Origin of the sequence: Paraburkholderia fungorum (genome assembly GCF_902833645.1) — a bacterium.
GTDB lineage: Bacteria > Pseudomonadota > Gammaproteobacteria > Burkholderiales > Burkholderiaceae > Paraburkholderia > Paraburkholderia fungorum.
Window position 1 is genome coordinate 52,909 of sequence record NZ_CADFGE010000014.1, and the last position, 16,881, is coordinate 69,789.

Annotated in this window: 15 protein-coding genes; 6 read left to right on the forward strand and 9 right to left on the reverse strand. The window is 62.4% G+C overall.

The annotated features are described in order from the left end of the window. The first annotated feature begins 26 nt into the window (after nt 1-26). The 6 genes from HWX91_RS32875 to HWX91_RS32900 all read left to right on the forward strand — a co-directional run bounded on the left by HWX91_RS32875 (nt 27) and on the right by HWX91_RS32900 (nt 6,422). Nucleotides 27-983 carry a LysR family transcriptional regulator gene (locus HWX91_RS32875; RefSeq protein WP_042276263.1) on the forward strand — a complete coding sequence of 319 codons (957 nt, stop codon included), beginning with the start codon at nt 27-29 and terminating at the stop codon, nt 981-983. A gap of 161 nt (nt 984-1,144) precedes the next feature. Further along, the gene (locus HWX91_RS32880; RefSeq protein WP_052660805.1) at nt 1,145-1,834 is read left to right on the forward strand and encodes a TetR/AcrR family transcriptional regulator; all 690 of its coding nucleotides are present in this window, start codon (nt 1,145-1,147) and stop codon (nt 1,832-1,834) included. A 109-nt stretch (nt 1,835-1,943) separates the two neighbouring features. Beyond that, nucleotides 1,944-3,764 (forward strand): alkyl sulfatase dimerization domain-containing protein, encoded by a 1,821-nt coding sequence (locus tag HWX91_RS32885; RefSeq protein WP_052660804.1) that lies wholly within the window; start codon nt 1,944-1,946, stop codon nt 3,762-3,764. Between the two features lie 71 nt (nt 3,765-3,835). Continuing rightward, nucleotides 3,836-5,488 carry a long-chain-fatty-acid--CoA ligase gene (locus HWX91_RS32890; protein WP_028198885.1) on the forward strand — a complete coding sequence of 551 codons (1,653 nt, stop codon included), beginning with the start codon at nt 3,836-3,838 and terminating at the stop codon, nt 5,486-5,488. Between the two features lie 122 nt (nt 5,489-5,610). Then, on the forward strand, nt 5,611-5,997 hold the full coding sequence (gene gloA, locus HWX91_RS32895; protein ID WP_028198884.1) for a lactoylglutathione lyase: 387 nt from the start codon (nt 5,611-5,613) through the stop codon (nt 5,995-5,997). 26 nt (nt 5,998-6,023) lie between these two features. Continuing rightward, the gene (locus HWX91_RS32900) at nt 6,024-6,422 is read left to right on the forward strand and encodes a DUF4440 domain-containing protein (RefSeq protein WP_028198883.1); all 399 of its coding nucleotides are present in this window, start codon (nt 6,024-6,026) and stop codon (nt 6,420-6,422) included. A gap of 94 nt (nt 6,423-6,516) precedes the next feature. Here the strand turns inward: HWX91_RS32900 and HWX91_RS32905 are convergent, their stop codons facing one another. The 9 genes from HWX91_RS32905 to HWX91_RS32945 all read right to left on the reverse strand — a co-directional run bounded on the left by HWX91_RS32905 (nt 6,517) and on the right by HWX91_RS32945 (nt 16,684). Next, nucleotides 6,517-7,407, reverse strand: coding sequence for a M48 family metallopeptidase (locus HWX91_RS32905; protein WP_028198882.1), 891 nt, complete (start codon nt 7,405-7,407; stop codon nt 6,517-6,519). Nucleotides 7,408-7,451: 44 nt separating this feature from the next. Continuing rightward, complete coding sequence (locus HWX91_RS32910; RefSeq protein ID WP_028198881.1) at nt 7,452-8,210, reverse strand: lysophospholipid acyltransferase family protein; 759 nt, start codon at nt 8,208-8,210, stop codon at nt 7,452-7,454. Nucleotides 8,211-8,250: 40 nt separating this feature from the next. Then, a complete protein-coding gene (gene gmhB, locus HWX91_RS32915) occupies nt 8,251-8,805 on the reverse strand; it encodes a D-glycero-beta-D-manno-heptose 1,7-bisphosphate 7-phosphatase (protein ID WP_028198880.1) in 555 nt (184 codons plus the stop codon). Nucleotides 8,806-8,815: 10 nt separating this feature from the next. Next, on the reverse strand, nt 8,816-10,915 hold the full coding sequence (glyS, locus tag HWX91_RS32920) for a glycine--tRNA ligase subunit beta (RefSeq protein WP_028198879.1): 2,100 nt from the start codon (nt 10,913-10,915) through the stop codon (nt 8,816-8,818). 15 nt (nt 10,916-10,930) lie between these two features. Then, on the reverse strand, nt 10,931-11,938 hold the full coding sequence (gene glyQ / locus HWX91_RS32925) for a glycine--tRNA ligase subunit alpha (RefSeq protein WP_081833198.1): 1,008 nt from the start codon (nt 11,936-11,938) through the stop codon (nt 10,931-10,933). 207 nt (nt 11,939-12,145) lie between these two features. Beyond that, entirely contained in the window at nt 12,146-12,991 is an 846-nt protein-coding gene (locus HWX91_RS32930) for an FkbM family methyltransferase (protein WP_208459052.1), read from the reverse strand. Nucleotides 12,992-13,156: 165 nt separating this feature from the next. After that, the gene (locus HWX91_RS32935; protein ID WP_028198878.1) at nt 13,157-14,767 is read right to left on the reverse strand and encodes an FMN-binding glutamate synthase family protein; all 1,611 of its coding nucleotides are present in this window, start codon (nt 14,765-14,767) and stop codon (nt 13,157-13,159) included. A 153-nt stretch (nt 14,768-14,920) separates the two neighbouring features. Beyond that, nucleotides 14,921-16,066: a tRNA 2-thiouridine(34) synthase MnmA gene (gene mnmA, locus HWX91_RS32940; protein ID WP_028198877.1), complete on the reverse strand. Its 1,146-nt coding sequence runs from the start codon at nt 16,064-16,066 to the stop codon at nt 14,921-14,923. 132 nt (nt 16,067-16,198) lie between these two features. Beyond that, nucleotides 16,199-16,684: an NUDIX hydrolase gene (locus HWX91_RS32945; RefSeq protein WP_028198876.1), complete on the reverse strand. Its 486-nt coding sequence runs from the start codon at nt 16,682-16,684 to the stop codon at nt 16,199-16,201. Nucleotides 16,685-16,881 lie beyond the last annotated feature (197 nt).

The following is a 16,881-nucleotide window of genomic DNA, read 5'->3' on the forward strand; positions in this document are numbered from 1 at the left end:
TTCTCGTTATCGGGAGCTTGCAAATCATGCATGAGGTCAATTCCCGCCGCCTTGGCCATCTGATCGCGCTGGCGGAGGAAGGCAGTTTTGCGCGCGCCGCCGAGCGGGTTCATTTGAGCCAGCCGGCGTTGAGCCGCAGCATCCAGGCGCTGGAAGAGGAAGTCGGCATGAAGCTGTTCGATCGTGCCGCCCGCGGCGTCGCGATGACAGCGGCCGGGCGGCTGCTGGTCGAGCGCGCCCGGCGTGTGCTGTTCGAAACGCGTTGCCTGTTCCGCGACGTCGAACTGCTGAAGGCGCACGAACTCGGCGAAGTGCGTATCGGCCTCGGTCCCTATGCGGCCGTCGTGCTACTGCCGGACTTGCTGGTGGAGTTCGCGCGGCGCTTTCCGAAGATCAAGGTGTCGATCGAACTCGGCGAAGGCGATGGGCTGCTTGCCAAGCTGCGGGGCGAACAGATCGATTTTCTGGTCACCGACCGCCGGGTGCCGCCCGTCACGCCCGATGTCACGTTGCAGCGCCTGCCGCGTCACGAGGGCGGCTGGTTCGCGCGGCCGGACCATCCGCTGTTTGCACGCGGCACCGTGCAGTTGGCGGCGTTGCGCGAGTTCCCGCTGGTCTCGGTGAGCTTGCCCGCGTTCATGAAAGACGCCTTGCATCGCCTGCTCAAGTATCGTGCTCACGAGCAGATTCCATTGCAGATCGAATGCAACGACGTGGCGGTACTGAAGGACGTCGCCGCGCAGACGGACGCGGTGCTGTTCTCCACGGCGTCAGCGGTGCGGCGGGATCTGGAAATGCGGCGGCTCGCGCGCATTCCGCTCGTCAATCCCCCGCGTCTCGCACTGGAATTCGCGCTCGTGTATCTGGCCGAACGCACGCCTTCGCCCGCCGCGTATTCCGCGTTGGGGCTTGCCGAGCAGGTGATGGAGGACGCCAACCGCGCTGCGCAGGGCCTGCTGCACTCCGGCGCGCCGACGGCGTAGCGGGCGGATGGATGGCCGGCGGTGCGATTCGATGAGCGTCCCGGTGATTACCCTGGAGGCGGTTGACACAACGGCTCCAATCGCGGACGATCCGGAATCCAGATTCCGGTTTTACGTGAATCTCCCTTTATTCGAAGCAGCGAACCGAGACTGAGCAGCGCATGACGACGACTTCACCGCGCGGCCGCGAAATGCAGCCAGGCGCCATCGCGGCGCCGCGTCAGACGCGCAGTCAGCAGGGGCTCGTTCGCATGCTGCAGGCCGGGCGCGAGTTGATCGAAGCGAGCGGCAATCTCGACGATCTGTCGATCAACGACATCGTCGAGCGCGCGGGTACGTCGATCGGCGCGTTCTATCGGCGCTTCGACAACAAGGACGCCTTCTTCGATGTCCTCCAGGATGCGGCGATGGAAGCGGGGCTCGAGCACGTACGCGAGGCCGTCGAGCGTGACCCTGCCTGGCGTTCGAACGATGCGGGCACGCTTGCCGATGCGGTCATTTCGTTTTACGTCGTGACGTTCCGGCGCAATCGCGGGTTGTATCACGCGTCGCTGCTGCGGGCGTCGCAACGCAAAGCCAGTTGGGATGTCGTGAAGTCGGCCAATCACGAAGTTCTGGCAATGATGGTGCCGCGTCTCGTCACCGCATTGGCGCGGTCGCGCGGCATCAAGGCGGATCACGACACCACCCAGGCGCTCGAATTCGAAGTGCGCGCCACTTTGCAGATGATTCTTGGCATGCTGGTCAACAGCGTGCTGAACGATCCCGGTCCTTTGTCGCTGTCCAGCCGCCAGTTGCGCTCGTGGTTGCAGATCCGGCTGCGCCGTTGCCTCGGCCTCCCGGACCACTGATTTTTTTGCCCAAAAAACGGAATCGGAATTCCGGTTCTGTACGCCAGAAAACTATCCGGATGCCGCACGATTTCCACTGCGCGCCGTCGAGCCTTCAAGGAGACACTGCATGAGTTCATGTTGCCCGGAACGGGGCCGCAATCCCGCCTTCGATGCGCCGCATATCGGCGAACCGCTCGATGTCGCGTTCGACGCCGGCGTGAATCTCGCATTCACGATTGCTGCGCCGACCGTGCCGCCGCGCCTCACCGAGCACTCGCGACGCATGGCGCAGCGGATCTATCGCGTCGCCGAGCGCGTGTATTGCGCGGTCGGCTATGCAATCGCGAACATTATCTTCGTGGTGGGCGACGAGGGCATCGTGGTCATCGACACGACCGAAGCGGTGTCGGCAGCGAAACGCATCTATGAGGATTTCTGCGCGATCGATCCGCGGCACGCAAAGCTGCCGGTCAAGGCCGTGGTCTACACGCACAACCACACGGATCATACGGGCGGCGTGCGTGCTTTTGTCGACGAAACCGCGCTCGAGGCCGGCAGCATCGAGATCATCGCGCACCGCTCGTTGATGGAAACCGTGATTAACAACGCGAATCTCGTGGCGCCGATTCTTGCCACGCGTTCGGCGTACAGCTTCGGCACCCTGCTGCCGGAGGGCGCGACCGGCAAGGTCAACGCGGGCATTGGGCCGGTTCTGATCGCCGAGCCGGCGAGTTTCTTCGCGCCGACCCGCGTGTTCGACGACAGGCTCGACATCGTGCTGGCAGGCGTGCATTTCGAGTTCCGCTATGCGCCTTCCGAAGCCGACGACGAAATCGTCATGTGGCTGCCGGATCTCGATGTGCTGCTGTCGGCGGAAGTGATCCAGGGAGAGTGTCTCGCGAACGTGCATACGCTGCGCGGCACGCGTTATCGCGATCCGGTGCGCTGGTATCAGACGATCGACATGATGCGCGGTTTCAATGCGGCGCATATGGTGCCTGCGCATGGCCGCCCGGTATCGGGCGCGCAATACGTTGCCGAGGTGTTGTGCGTGTACCGCGACGCTATCCAGTTCATCCACGACCAGACCATCCGCCAGATGAACCTCGGTCTGAGTCCGGATGAACTCGCCGAGGCGGTTCCCGCGCTGCCGCCTCATCTCGCGGAACATGCATGGCTCGGCGAGTACTACGGCACCGTCAAGCATTCGGTGCGACAGGTATATAGCGGTCAACTCGGCTGGTTCGACGGCGATCCGGCGTCGCTCGATCCGTTGCCGCGTGTTGAGCGTTCGCGGCGCATGGTGCAGATGATGGGCGGCGCAGAAGCGGTGCGCGCCGCCGTGCGCGCGGCGTTGGACGATTCGGACTGGCGCTGGGCCGCGGAGCTGGCCACGCTGCTGGTGCGTCTCGACAAAACCGACAGCGAGGCGCGCAAGCTCAAGGCGAGCGCGCTGCGCGAATTGGGCTATCGCACGGTGAACACCAACTGGCGCAACTGGTATCTGAGCGCAGCACGCGAGCTCGAACACGCCTTCGACGAATTGCCGTTTGGCGGCAGTTCGAGCTTCGCCTCGGCGGATGTGTTGCGCGCTCAACCGTTGCGCAATGTGTTCCAGCGCTTCAGTGTAAACGTCGATCCGCAACGTTGCGCCAATGTGCAGATGACGCTCGCATTCCGCGTGACGGATCGCGATGAAACCTACGCGCTCGAATTGCGGCGTGGCGTGTTGCAGATTCACGAGTGCGCGCCTGCGGCGATCGACGTCCAACTCGCGCTGCAAACCGCCACTTTGTACAGTGCGCTTCGCGACATGGCGGCGCAGTTGCCGAAGTGTCTGGAGAGCGGCACAGTAACCCTGGAGCGCGGCACGGCTGCGCAGTTGCACGCGTTTTTCGACTGCTTCGATAGGCCGGCGCGGCGGATGCCCGCACTGACCACGCGATAGAGTCAGGATAGAAACGGCGTCGCGCCACATCGTGCATTGGCGCATCGCGATACGAAACACACGGAGGAGACTTGGAAAAGATATGGTTGAAGTCCTACCCGCCGGGCGTCCCGGCGGAGATCGACGCTACACAGTTCAGCTCCGTTGGCGACATGCTGGAGCAGAGTTTCGCGGCGCACGCGGCCGCGCGCGCGTTCGTCTGCATGGGGCGCGAGCTGACCTACGGCGAACTGGATGCGAAGTCGCGTGATCTTGCTGCGTGGTTTCAACGGCTGGGTCTTGCGCGGGGCGCGCGTATCGCTGTGATGCTGCCGAACGTGCTGCAGTATCCGGTGGCCATGGCAGCCATTCTGCGCGCGGGCTACGTGGTGGTGAACGTCAATCCGCTGTATACGCCGCGAGAGCTGGAGCATCAGTTGATCGATAGCGGCGCGCAGGCAATCGTGCTGCTCGATACGTTCGCGAAGACGCTTGAGGCGGTGCAGGCGCGTACGTCGGTCAGGCATGTTGTGCTGACTTCGATCGGCGAGATGCTCGGTGCGGGGAGCCCCGTGATTGCGGGCGATGTGCCGCCAGCTTCGTGTATCGCGCTGGACGATGCAATTGCCCGTGGTGCGGAGGCGGGCTTCACGCCGGTCGCGCTCACGCAAAACGATGTGGCCGTGCTCCAATATACCGGCGGCACGACCGGCGTTTCGAAAGGCGCCACGTTGCTGCATGGCAATCTGATCGCCAACGTGCTGCAATCGGCGTTGTGGCGCGAGCCGGTTTATCGCGAGCGCAGCGATATCAAGCAGTACATCACGGTCGTCGCGCTGCCGCTTTATCACATCTTCGGGCTGACGATCTGCGGTTTGCTGACGATGCGTTGCGGCGGCCTGGGCATCCTGATTCCGAATCCGCGCGATCTGCCCGGGATGATCAAAGCCTTGCAAGGCTTCGCGCTCAACTCGTTCCCCGGCGTGAACACGATGTACAACGCGCTGCTGAACGAACCTGACTTCAAGACGCTCGACTTCTCGAAGCTGGTGCAATCGAACGGCGGCGGCATGGCGGTGCAGCAAGCCGTTGCGCAACGCTGGCAAGCGCTGACTGGCGTGCCGATCGTCGAAGGTTATGGGCTCTCGGAAACCTCGCCGTGCGCCACCACCAATCTGCCGACGTCCACCGCATTCACCGGGACCGTCGGCTTGCCGTTGCCGTCCACGGATATTTCGATTCGCGACGACGCCGGTCGCGAAGTGCCGCTCGGCGAGCGCGGCGAAATCTGCATTCGCGGACCGCAGGTGATGGCCGGCTATTGGAACCGTCCCGATGAAACCGCGAAGGTGATGACGCCGGATGGCTTCTTCAAATCTGGTGACATTGGCCTGATGACGGAAGAAGGTTTTGTGAAAATCGTCGATCGCAAGAAAGACATGATTCTGGTGTCGGGCTTCAACGTCTATCCGAACGAAATCGAGGACGTGGTGGCGAAGCATCCGGGCGTGTTCGAAGTGGTCGCGGTCGGCGTGCCGGACGCCGAGGCGGGTGAGGTGGTGAAGCTTTATGTGGTCAAGAAAGACCCGGCGCTCACCGAAGCGGAGATTCTCGCCTTCTGCAAGGAGCAACTGACGGGTTACAAGCGCCCCAAAATCATCGAGTTTCGCAGCGAACTGCCAAAGACTAACGTCGGGAAGATTTTGCGGCGCGTATTGCGCGACGAGGTGAAAAGCGCGGGCTGAAAACGGGCGTGTCGTGTGTCCTGACTTGGGTGTCCGACATGCTGCAACGTTGAGGCTCCCTGCAGCGTGGCGTAATTCCGGGTACATTCTTGTTCTCGACACCACGCACTAGGGAGTACACGATGCGCCTGCTTCACACCATGCTCCGGGTCGGCGACCTGGACCGTTCGATTGCTTTTTACACCGACCTGCTCGGCATGAAATTGCTGCGCCGCGAGGATTATCCGGAAGGTAAATTCACGCTGGCGTTTGTCGGCTATGAAGACGAACGCAGCGGTACCGTTCTCGAACTGACACATAACTGGGACACGCCGTCGTACGACCTCGGCAACGGCTTTGGCCACCTCGCGGTTGAAGTGGAAGACGCCTATGCAGCGTGCGACAAGATCAAGGCGCAAGGCGGCAAGGTCGTGCGCGAAGCCGGCCCGATGAAGCACGGCACTACCGTGATCGCTTTCGTCGAAGATCCGGATGGCTACAAGATCGAGTTCATCCAGAAGAAAAAATGACTTAAGCGGCAGGGCGAGGACAAGCGATGAATAACAGCAATCCCTACTTCAACGAACTTGCCGACATTCACGTCGAAATTCAGGCGCTGTTTGACGGCTCCGCGGATCACGGCGCGCTGGAACGCATCATGGCGCGCTTTGCCCCGCAGTTCACGCTGGTCATGCCGTCCGGTCTCGTACTCGACCACGCGGGTCTGCGCGCGACTTTCACGAAGCTGAGCGGCGCGCGTCCCGGCTCGCAGATCACTATCCGCGATATGGAAATCGTCGCCGAGTATCCGTCGGGCGCGGTGGTGAAATATCGCGAGTATCAACGCGACAGCGCGGGCAATGCGAACGTGCGACGCTCGACAGCGGTGCTGGAACTCGACGCACACGGCAAGGTGATGTGGCGTCACCTGCAGGAAACCTTCTGCACGGAGTAAGTGGCGGGTTTTGGAACGCCGGTGCGTCGGCTTTGGGCTGAGGCACCGGCTTTTTGAGGTTTCGCGGCTTTGTGCCGAAGAAAGCCCGAAGGTTCTAAAGCGTCGGCAATAATTCCGGCGGATGCGACTTCAACGTCTGCCGCGCTTCGCGGAATTCCGGAAAAATCGATTCGACCGTCTGCCAGAAGCGGGGACTGTGATTCATCTCCCGCAGATGCGCGAGTTCGTGCGCCACGACGTAGTCGATGATCGACAACGGAAAGTGAATCAGCCGCCAGTTCAGGCGGATCTTGCCGTCGCTTGAACAACTGCCCCAACGGGTGGCCGCTGAAGAGAGCGCATACGCACGATAGTTGACACCCAGCTTTTCCGCGTAGATCGCGAGGCGCTCGCCGAACAGACGTTTTGCTTCGCCCTGCAGCCAGCCTTGCACGCGATCCTTGATCTGCTGCGGATCGGCTTGCAACGGCAGTGGAACCTGCAACGCGGCTTCATCCGCATTGAACGCGAGCGTGCCTTGCGGCGAGCCGAGCTTCACACGCACCGGCTGGCCGAGATACGGCACTTCGGCACCGTCTTTCCAGTCGACCTTGGGCAGCGCGCGTTGTTCGACACGCGTTTGCCACTCGATCAGCTTCGTGAAGATCCAGCGCTGCTTTTCGGTGATCGCGGTTTCGATATCGGCGAGCGTGACCCAACGTGGTGCGGTAATCATCAGGCCGGTGCTGTCGATTGCAAACCCGATCGAACGGCGGGCCGAGCGCTTGAGCACATAGTGCAGCGTGCGCGAACCGATGGTGATACTGCGCAGCTTGGTACCATCCGGTGCGAGCGGCACGGCCGGTTGCTGCCCGCCTTGCGAACCCGCGGACGGAGCGGAGGGTGTTGGGGACGACGACGTCGACCCCGGCTCGGCGAAGAGCGGGAGATCGAGCTGCCGGTTATCGAGCGCCACAGCGGGCTGCGACGTAGGAGACTTCTGCATCGGATTCGGCTTCGCGCAAATGCGCCTTCGAGGGCGCGGGCGCGTCAGATTGGTGCGGCGGCGGAACTGCTATCCGCCGCGCGGTACGCAGTAGGATCGATGCGACGCATTTCTGCTTCGATCCATTGTTCGACGCGCGTGTTCACTTCATCGGGCGTGAGCCCCGTCGTGTCAATCGGCTTGCCGATCGACACTGTGACTATACCCGCATATTTGAGAAACGAGTTACGCGGCCACACGCGCCCGGCGTTGTGCGCGATCGGCACGACGGGTGCGCCGGTGGCAATCGCGAAACGCGCGCCGCCGGTTTTGTACTTGCCCTGCTTGCCGGTGGGCGTACGGGTGCCTTCCGGAAACATGATGACCCAGGCGCCTTCCGCCATGCGCTGCTTGCCTTGCCTGATGACTGATTCGAACGCGTACTTGCCTTCCTTGCGGTCGATGTGAACCATCTTCAACATGCCGAGCGCCCAGCCGAAGAACGGCACGTACAGCAGCTCGCGCTTGAACACGTAGCACAGCGGCCGCGGCATCAGCGCCGGAAACGCCAGCGTTTCCCACGCCGATTGATGCTTGGACAGCAGCACGGCCGGACCGTCGGGCAGATTCTCGAAGCCTTCGATCCTGTAGCGGATGCCGTTCAGCCAGCGCACCGTGCGCAGCGTGGCGCGGCACCAGCCGGCTGCCATCCAGTAGCGGCTGTCGGCGCGCATGAACGGAAACGCGATGAAGCACGCGGTTGCATACGGCACCGTGAAGAGCACGAAATAGATCAGGAGCAGCAGGGAACGAATGAAGCGCATCGGCGTGGTCTGTGAGGGTTGGGGACGCGCGTGGTGCGAGTCACTCTTGAGCGTCGGAAAGGAAGTCGAGCGCGAACGCCCGCAGGTCGTCATGCACGCGCGTGCCTTCGGGCAGTCCGCCGGCCTGGAGCGTTTTGCGGCCCTTGCCGGTCAGCACCAGGTGGGTTGGATGTCCGAGCGACGCGCCCGCTTCCAGGTCACGCATCGCGTCGCCGACCACCGGCGTATGCTGCGGATCGACTTCGAAACGTTCGGCGATCATCTTCAGCATACCGGGCTTTGGCTTGCGACATTCGCAGTGATCCTGCGCCGTATGCGGGCAGAAGAACACTGCGTCGATACGCCCGCCGACTGCCGCCGCCATGCGATGCATTTTCAGATGCATCGCATTGAGCGCGTTCATGTCGAAGAGACCGCGGCCGATGCCCGACTGGTTGGTCGCGACCGCAATGCGATAACCCGCCTGGTTGAGCCGCGCGATCGCTTCTAGCGAGCCGGGCAGGGCGACCCATTCGTCCGGCGACTTGATGAACGCGTCGGAATCGACGTTGATCACGCCGTCGCGGTCGAGGATCACCACTTTTTTGGTCGGCATGGCGCGGGGCTCAGGCGGCGAGTCGGGAAATGTCGGCGACGCAATTCATCTGCTGATGCAGCGCGCCGAGCAAAGCCAGACGGTTGGCGCGCAACGCCGGATCTTCGGCGTTGACCATCACGTCGTTGAAGAACGTATCGACCGGTTCGCGCAATGCGGCGAGCGCGGTCAGCGCGCCGGTGTAGTCGCGCACGGCGAGTTGCGATTGCACGCGCGGTGCGACCTGCTCCAGTTGCGCATGCAAGGCTTTTTCCGCCGCTTCGGTCAGCAGCGTGACCAGCACACCGCCGGTGACCGAGCCTTCCGACTTCTTCAGGATGTTCGAAATGCGCTTGTTGGCCGCCGCGAGCGAGGCCGCTTCCGGCAGCGCCGCGAACTCGCGCACCGCATCCAGACGCGCGACGATGTCGTCGAAGCGCGTCGGGTTCAGTGCCAGCACCGCGTCGATTTCGCCCGGCGCGTAGCCGCGTTCGCGCAGCAGACCGCGCAGGCGGTCCATGCTGAATTCGTAAATTGCCTGCGTCGAATCGGCGACACCCGGCACGGCGGCAAATTGCGCGTAAGCGGTGCGCAACAGTTCGATCAGATCGACCGGCAATTGCTTCTCGACCAGAATCCGCAGCACGCCCAGCGCATGACGGCGCAGCGCGAACGGGTCTTTCTCGCCGGTCGGTTGCAGGCCGATGCCCCAGATGCCGACCAGCGTTTCGAGCTTGTCGGCAAGCGCGACGACGGTGCCGGTTGCCGTGGCGGGCAATGCATCGCCGGAGAAACGCGGCTGATAGTGTTCCGAGCAGGCCAGCGCGACTTCTTCCGGCTCGCCGTCGTGGCGCGCGTAGTACGTGCCCATCGTGCCTTGCAACTCGGGGAACTCGCCCACCATGTCGGTGATCAGGTCGGCCTTCGAGAGGCGCGCGGCGCGCTTTGCCAGTCCGACATCCGCACCGATCAACGAGGCGATTGCACCCGCCAGCGCTTCGACGCGCTCGACGCGTTGCAGCGCCGAACCCAGCTTGTTGTGATAGACGACATTGGCGAGCAGCGGGACGCGCTCGGCGAGCGGCTTCTTCTTGTCCTGCTCGAAGAAGAACTTCGCATCGGCCAGACGCGGACGCACCACGCGTTCGTTACCTTCGACGATATCGCCCGGCGTCTTCGTTTCGATGTTCGACACGATCAGGAAGCGCGAGCGCAGCTTGCCGTTCGCATCCGTCAACGCGAAGTATTTCTGGTTCGTCTGCATGGTCAGGATCAGGCATTCCTGCGGTACTTGCAGGAACTCGTCCTCGAAACGGCAGGCGTAGACCACCGGCCATTCGACCAGCGAATTCACTTCATCCAGCAGCGATTCGGGCATCACGACCTGGTCGCCGTCGGCTTGCGCGAGCAGATGCGTGCGGATGGTTTCCTTGCGGTCGGCGAAATTCGCGACCACGCGGCCCTTGTGCAACAGCGTATCGGCGTACGAGTCCGCGTGCTGGATCTGCACGAGGCCTTCGGACAGGAAGCGATGGCCGAGCGTGGTGTCGTCGGCGTCGATACCGAGCGCCGTGACCGGCACGACCTGGTCGCCGTGCAGGGTGGTCAGGCGATGCACCGGACGCACGAACTGCACGTTGGTGCCGTCCGGGCGCTGATACGTCATCACCTTCGGGATCGGCAGCTTGGCGAGCGTTTCGTTGAGCGCGCTTTGCAGGCCTTCGACGAGCGTGGCGCCCGGCGCGGCGTAGCGCAGGAAGAAGGCTTCGGCCTTGCCGTCCTGCGCGCGTTCCAGGTCGTTCACCGAGAAGTCGGGGAAGCCGAGCGCGGCCAGTTTCTTGGCGAGCGGCGCGGTGGGCTGGCCGTCTTTATCGAGCGCGACCGAAACCGGCAGCACTTTTTCGCGCACGTGTTTTTCCGGCGCGACCGCACGTACGTTCTTGATGGTGACGGCGAGACGGCGCGGCGTGGCGTAACGTTCGAACGACAGTTCGCCTTCGATCAGGTCGCGCGCCGCGAGGCGCTGCGCAATGCCTTCGGCGAACGCGTCACCGAGGCGCGCGAGCGCTTTCGGCGGCAGTTCTTCGGTCAGCAGCTCGACGAGCAGGGTAGCTTGATGGGGTTGAGTCATTTCTTGATGTTCTCGTCAGTCCGGATCGATCTTGCGTTCGATTTTCAGCGGAGGTGCCCATGCGGGCTTGGCTGCATCCTGTTCGTCGGTCGTGAGGCCTGGCACGCCGTGCACCGGATTGCCGAGCATCGGGAAACCGAGCTTTTCGCGCGATTCGTAGTAAGCCTGCGCGACCAGACGTGACAGCGCGCGGATCCGGCCGATATAGGCCGCACGTTCCGTGACGGAGATTGCCCCGCGGGCGTCGAGCAGGTTGAACGTGTGGCCGGCCTTCAGCACCAGTTCATAAGCGGGCAGCGCGATCTGCGCTTCGATCATGCGCTTGGCTTCCGCTTCGTAGCTGTTGAAGAACGTGAACAGCAGATCGACGTTCGCGTGCTCGAAGTTGTAGGTCGACTGTTCGACTTCGTTCTGGTGGTACACGTCGCCGTAAGTCAGGCGACGCAGTTCCGGGCCGTTCGGGCCCTGCTCTTCCCATTCGGTCCAGACTAGGTCGTAGACGTTTTCCACCTTCTGCAGGTACATCGCGAGACGTTCCAGGCCGTAGGTGATTTCGCCGAGCACCGGCTTGCAATCCAGCCCGCCGACCTGCTGGAAGTAGGTGAACTGGGTCACTTCCATGCCGTTCAGCCACACTTCCCAGCCGAGGCCCCAGGCGCCGAGCGTGGGGTTTTCCCAATCGTCCTCGACGAAGCGCACGTCGTTCTGCTTCAGATCGAAGCCGAGGGCCTCCAACGAGCCGAGGTACAGATCGAGGATGTTTTCCGGCGCCGGCTTGAGCACCACCTGGTATTGGTAGTAATGCTGCAAGCGGTTCGGGTTCTCGCCGTAGCGGCCATCTTTCGGGCGGCGCGACGGCTGAACATAGGCGGCGCGCCACGGTTCCGGACCGATTGCGCGCAGGAAGGTATGGACGTGGGACGTGCCCGCGCCGACTTCCATGTCGATCGGCTGGAGCAACGCGCAACCCTGCTTATCCCAGTAGGACTGCAGTGTCAGGATGATTTGCTGAAACGTGAGCATGAAGTGCCTTTCGGGCATAGGGCCGCGCCGCAAACGCCGGAGCGCGCGGGCTGACCGTGGAGCGAAGTGCTAAACCATAGATTTTAACGGAAAGGGAGGGGGGTGTCCGTTTTGCGGGGTCTGACGGGAACTGAAGTGTTCCCCAAACGAAAAAAGGCCGCTTTCGGCGGCCGGTTGTGGTTCGTGTTCGTGGGAGGTGTTTCGCGGTTAGCCACTCCCACCCACCAACATATGCACTGACGAATCCGTCACCTCCTCAAACCCCTCGATCTCCATCTCCAGTTCCCGCGGCAGAGCGAGCATATTGCACGACACCACACTGTCGTAAATATTCTCCGCGCGCCCAAAGAAATTCCCAAGATTGAATAAAGGCGGCAAATGCCACCACATCCGATAGTCCTTCGACCACAGCCACTCGATCAACGCCTGCGAACGATCGCGCTGGTCGTTCTCCACGTAAATCACCGGCCGCGAGCGGGCGATGGTTTCCTCCGCCCCTTGCAGCGCGCTTAACTCGAAGCCCTCCACATCGAGCTTCAGCAAGCCGACCGTATGCGAGCGCAGCACATCGTCAAGCCGGACGCACGGAACCGGAATCGTGTTTGCCGCAGCCTCGGTCTGCATCGACACGGCGCCAAAGTTGCCCGGCGCGTCGTAGTCGGGCCGCGAAAAATGCAGTGTGCCCGCACTCGCCCCGCATGCATACGGCCAGGCCAGCACGTTACGCAAACCATTGGCCGCGAGATTCGCACAGAGGTTCTGAAAGATCACCGGCTGCGGCTCGAATGCAACCAGCACCTGGCGTCGCGCCAGCGCCTCGTGAGCCAGCATGACGGTATGCACGCCGATATTCGCGCCGACTTCCACAACGATCCCCGGCTGCACCAGTAACTGTCGCAGCACGGCGGACTCCAACTCGCAGCACTCTCCGTATTCGATGAGCGCCCGGCCTAGATAGAAGTCGTTGGGATTGGCAAGCATCCAGCCGTGCCGGGTCTGGACGAGTTGCGTATGAGCGGCAAGCGGCAGCGGAGCATAAGAGGATGTGAGCATGAACATTAAGCGGGTGCAGAAGACCCGCCAATGTACGATCCGTCGCAGCAGTTGTATATAAGACGGGTTCCTAAGGATTCTTATTTTTCTGAAAGAAATCCCCGCCAAAACTTAAGAATCAGACGGCGATCGGTTCAATAAGAACCCACCGCCGTCACAACCGGCCTACGTCGCGGCCAGTTCAATCTTCGGCGCAAACGAATCGCTTTGCGCCATAGGCCAATATTTCTCGTACAGCGTGTAGCGATAGTTGCCGTTCAGCAGGTCGTTCGGATCGAGATACTTCAGCAGTTCGGACATCAACTGCACCTCATGCGACGACACACGCCGCACGATGTGATGCGCGCGCAGCTCCGCCGGATGCTTGAGCCCCGCGGCCTGAATGATTTCCTTCAGCGCATGCAACGTGTTGTGATGGAAGTTGAACACGCGATCGGCCTTGTCCGGCACGACCAGCGCACGTTGGCGCACCGGGTCTTGCGTCGCGACGCCCGTCGGGCAGCGGCCGGTGTGGCAGGTCTGCGCCTGAATACAACCGACCGCGAACATGAAGCCACGCGCCGCGTTGACCCAATCCGCGCCGATCGCCAGCGTCTTCGTGATGTCGAACGCGGTGATCATCTTGCCGCTTGCGCCGATGCGGATGCGCTGACGCAAACCAATGCCGACCAGCGTGTTGTGCACCAGCAGCAAGCCTTCCTGCAACGGCACGCCGACGTGGTCGGTGAACTCCAGCGGCGCCGCACCCGTGCCGCCTTCCGCGCCGTCGACCACGATGAAGTCCGGCAGAATGCCCGTTTCCAGCATCGCTTTCGCTATGCCGAAGAATTCCCACGGATGCCCGATGCACAGCTTGAAGCCGGTCGGCTTGCCACCGGACAGTGTGCGCAAGCGGTCGACGAATTCGAGCAGGCCGCGCGGCGATGAGAATTCGGCGTGGGTGGCGGGCGAGATGCAATCGCGGCCCATCGGCACGCCGCGCGTTTCCGCGATCTCGGGTGTGATCTTGGCGGCCGGCAGCACGCCGCCGTGACCGGGCTTCGCACCTTGCGAGAGCTTCACTTCGATCATCTTCACTTGCGGCTCGGCGGCCTGCTTCGCGAACTTCTCCGCGCTGAAGGTGCCGTCGTCGTTGCGGCAGCCGAAGTAACTCGAAGCGATTTCCCAGATGATGTCGCCGCCATGCTCGCGGTGGTATTTCGACATCGAACCTTCGCCCGTGTCGTGCGCGAAGTTGCCTTTCTTCGCGCCGAGGTTCAGCGCCATGATCGCGTTCGCCGACAACGAACCGAAGCTCATCGCGGAGACGTTGAAGATCGACATCGAATAAGGCTGCGCACGGTCGGGCCCGACGACGATACGGAAGTCGTGGCTGGCGATCGTGGTCGGCGCGAGCGAGTGGCTGATCCATTCGTGCGCGACGGCTTTGACATCGAGTTCGGTGCCGTACGGGCGGCTATCGACGTCGTTCTTCGCACGCTGATAGACGATGCTGCGTTGCGCGCGAGAGAACGGTTTCTCGTCGGTGTCGTCCTCGACGAAATACTGGCGGATTTCCGGGCGGATGAATTCGAAGAGAAAGCGGAAGTGGCCCCACAGCGGATAGTTGCGCAGAATCGCATGGCGTTGCTGCGTCAGATCGAACAAACCCAGCGCGACGAGCGCCACCGGCACGATGATCCAGAACCACGAAATGTGATGCGCCGCAGCGAGCACCGCACAGGCTGCGAGCAGAATGACTGCGCACCACATTGCCAGATAACGTCGAGAAAGCATGGGGACTCCAGTGCAGTGGGGATCGTCGCGGAGGGATCGTCGACGCGCTCGGCGCAGGCGGAATCAGCCGCGAAGGGAAACGAACGACTGCTTGTTATTGGGAAGCTGGTGCAAGGGAAGCCGGCTCAAGGGAAGCTGGCTCAAACCCGCAGGTCAACGGGCGGTCAGCAACACTGCCTGTTGCGCCTCGCGCACGGTTGGTTGCCCGGTCACAGCGTGTTCGATGATGCCGCCGCCGAGACACACGTCGCCATCGTAGAGCACCGCGGATTGCCCCGGTGTGACAGCCCATTGAGCGGCGTCGAAATTCAGTTCGAAGAGGCCTTCGCCGACACCGGCCGCGCTGAAGGTGCACGGTGCATCCGCTTGCCGATAGCGGGTTTTCGCGCCGCATGCGAAACCTTCAGCCGGCGGTTCACCCGCGACCCAGCTCGTATTGCCCGCGCTCAACGTATGACTCAGCAGCCACGGATGGTCATGGCCTTGGACGACATACAGCGTATTCGACGCAATGTCCTTGCCGGCAACGAACCACGGCTCGCCGCTGCCGTCCTTACTGCCGCCAAGGCCGATGCCCTTGCGTTGCCCGAACGTGTAGAACGCGAGGCCGATGTGTTCGCCGATCACTTTGCCGTCGGGGGTTTTCATCGGGCCCGGTTTGGTCGGCAGATAGCGGTTCAGGAAATCGCGGAACGGCCGTTCGCCGATAAAGCAGATGCCGGTCGAATCCTTCTTCTTCGCATTCGGCAGCGCGATCTGTTCGGCGATCTCGCGCACTTTCGTCTTGGGAATCTCGCCGAGCGGAAACAGCGTCTTCGACAATTGCGCCTGGTTTAGCCGATGCAGGAAATACGACTGGTCCTTCGTATGATCGAAGGCCTTCAGCAATTCGAAGCGGCCATTGTTCTCTCGCACGCGCGCATAGTGGCCGGTCGCGATGGTTTCCGCGCCAAGCGACATGGCGTGATCGAGGAAGGCTTTGAATTTGATTTCGGCGTTGCACAGCACGTCGGGATTCGGCGTGCGTCCGGCCGAATACTCGCGCAGGAATTCGGCGAACACGCGGTCTTTGTATTCGGCGGCGAAGTTGACCGCTTCGACGTCGATGCCGATCAGGTCCGCCACCGAGACGACGTCGATCCAGTCCTGCCGGGTCGAACAGTACTCGCTGTCATCGTCGTCTTCCCAGTTTTTCATGAACAGGCCGACCACGTCGTAGCCCTGTTCCTTCAGCAGCCACGCGGTAACGGACGAATCGACGCCGCCTGACATGCCTACTACGACTTTCTGCTTGCTCATAAGGTGCTCACTGGGTACTGCGTGACTTCATGGATCGTGGGTTGACCGTGTTACTCGCCCGCCTGCCTGGCCGCTCGTGACGGATCCGGCTTGCTTGACGGGTTAGACCTTGGGACGTCTGTTGCTGCCTGCTTACTCTGCCTGTTTGCGCCCGACCGAATGCGTGTGCACGAAATCAAGCGGGAAACGCCGCCCCGCGAGGTAGTCGTCGAGACATTGCATGACGAGCGGCGTGCGATGCCGTTCAGGGCAGGCGCGCAATTCGTCGGCGCTCATCCACAGCGTGCGGGCAATGTCGGGATCGAGGGCGCGCTTTGCAACCGCTCTGCCACTCGTGCCGCAATAGGTGAAGCGCAGATACGTCACGCCCTCACTGCCGGGCCGCTCGAAATGCGTCATATACATGCCGACTAGCGCCTCGGGCGTGAAAGGATGCGCGGTTTCCTCGAGCGTCTCGCGGATGACCGCTTCCACCAGCGTTTCGCCCGCTTCCAGGTGGCCGGCGGGTTGATTCAGGCGCAGGCCGTCGGCGGTATGTTCCTCGACGACGAGAAAACGCCCATCACGCTCGACAATCGCCGCAACGGTAACGTGCGGCAGCCAGGTTTCCGGTTTCATGGGTGCGCATTTTACCGTTTATAGGCCTGGGCTGCCGGGAAGCGGGCGACCGGCAGCGGGCGACCGGCAGCGGGCGACCGGCGGCGGGCGACTGGCCACTCACGCGCAAGCGGCATGAGCAGCATGACCGGTAGCCCACGGCCGGCATCCTGCAAGGCGCCCGTCGGGCCGCGACCCCCGGATTGTCCCCGATTTCT

What these genes read in the sequence shown, in the direction of transcription:
- HWX91_RS32875 (WP_042276263.1), top strand. Translation starts at nt 27, where the DNA reads ATGCATGAGGTCAATTCCCGCCGCCTTGGCCATCTGATCGCGCTGGCG.
- HWX91_RS32880 (WP_052660805.1), top strand. Translation starts at nt 1,145, where the DNA reads ATGACGACGACTTCACCGCGCGGCCGCGAAATGCAGCCAGGCGCCATC.
- HWX91_RS32885 (WP_052660804.1), top strand. Translation starts at nt 1,944, where the DNA reads ATGAGTTCATGTTGCCCGGAACGGGGCCGCAATCCCGCCTTCGATGCG.
- gloA (WP_028198884.1), top strand. Translation starts at nt 5,611, where the DNA reads ATGCGCCTGCTTCACACCATGCTCCGGGTCGGCGACCTGGACCGTTCG.
- HWX91_RS32900 (WP_028198883.1), top strand. Translation starts at nt 6,024, where the DNA reads ATGAATAACAGCAATCCCTACTTCAACGAACTTGCCGACATTCACGTC.
- HWX91_RS32905 (WP_028198882.1), bottom strand. Translation starts at nt 7,407, where the DNA reads ATGCAGAAGTCTCCTACGTCGCAGCCCGCTGTGGCGCTCGATAACCGG.
- HWX91_RS32910 (WP_028198881.1), bottom strand. Translation starts at nt 8,210, where the DNA reads ATGCGCTTCATTCGTTCCCTGCTGCTCCTGATCTATTTCGTGCTCTTC.
- gmhB (WP_028198880.1), bottom strand. Translation starts at nt 8,805, where the DNA reads ATGCCGACCAAAAAAGTGGTGATCCTCGACCGCGACGGCGTGATCAAC.
- glyS (WP_028198879.1), bottom strand. Translation starts at nt 10,915, where the DNA reads ATGACTCAACCCCATCAAGCTACCCTGCTCGTCGAGCTGCTGACCGAA.
- glyQ (WP_081833198.1), bottom strand. Translation starts at nt 11,938, where the DNA reads ATGCTCACGTTTCAGCAAATCATCCTGACACTGCAGTCCTACTGGGAT.
- HWX91_RS32930 (WP_208459052.1), bottom strand. Translation starts at nt 12,991, where the DNA reads ATGCTCACATCCTCTTATGCTCCGCTGCCGCTTGCCGCTCATACGCAA.
- HWX91_RS32935 (WP_028198878.1), bottom strand. Translation starts at nt 14,767, where the DNA reads ATGCTTTCTCGACGTTATCTGGCAATGTGGTGCGCAGTCATTCTGCTC.
- mnmA (WP_028198877.1), bottom strand. Translation starts at nt 16,066, where the DNA reads ATGAGCAAGCAGAAAGTCGTAGTAGGCATGTCAGGCGGCGTCGATTCG.
- HWX91_RS32945 (WP_028198876.1), bottom strand. Translation starts at nt 16,684, where the DNA reads ATGAAACCGGAAACCTGGCTGCCGCACGTTACCGTTGCGGCGATTGTC.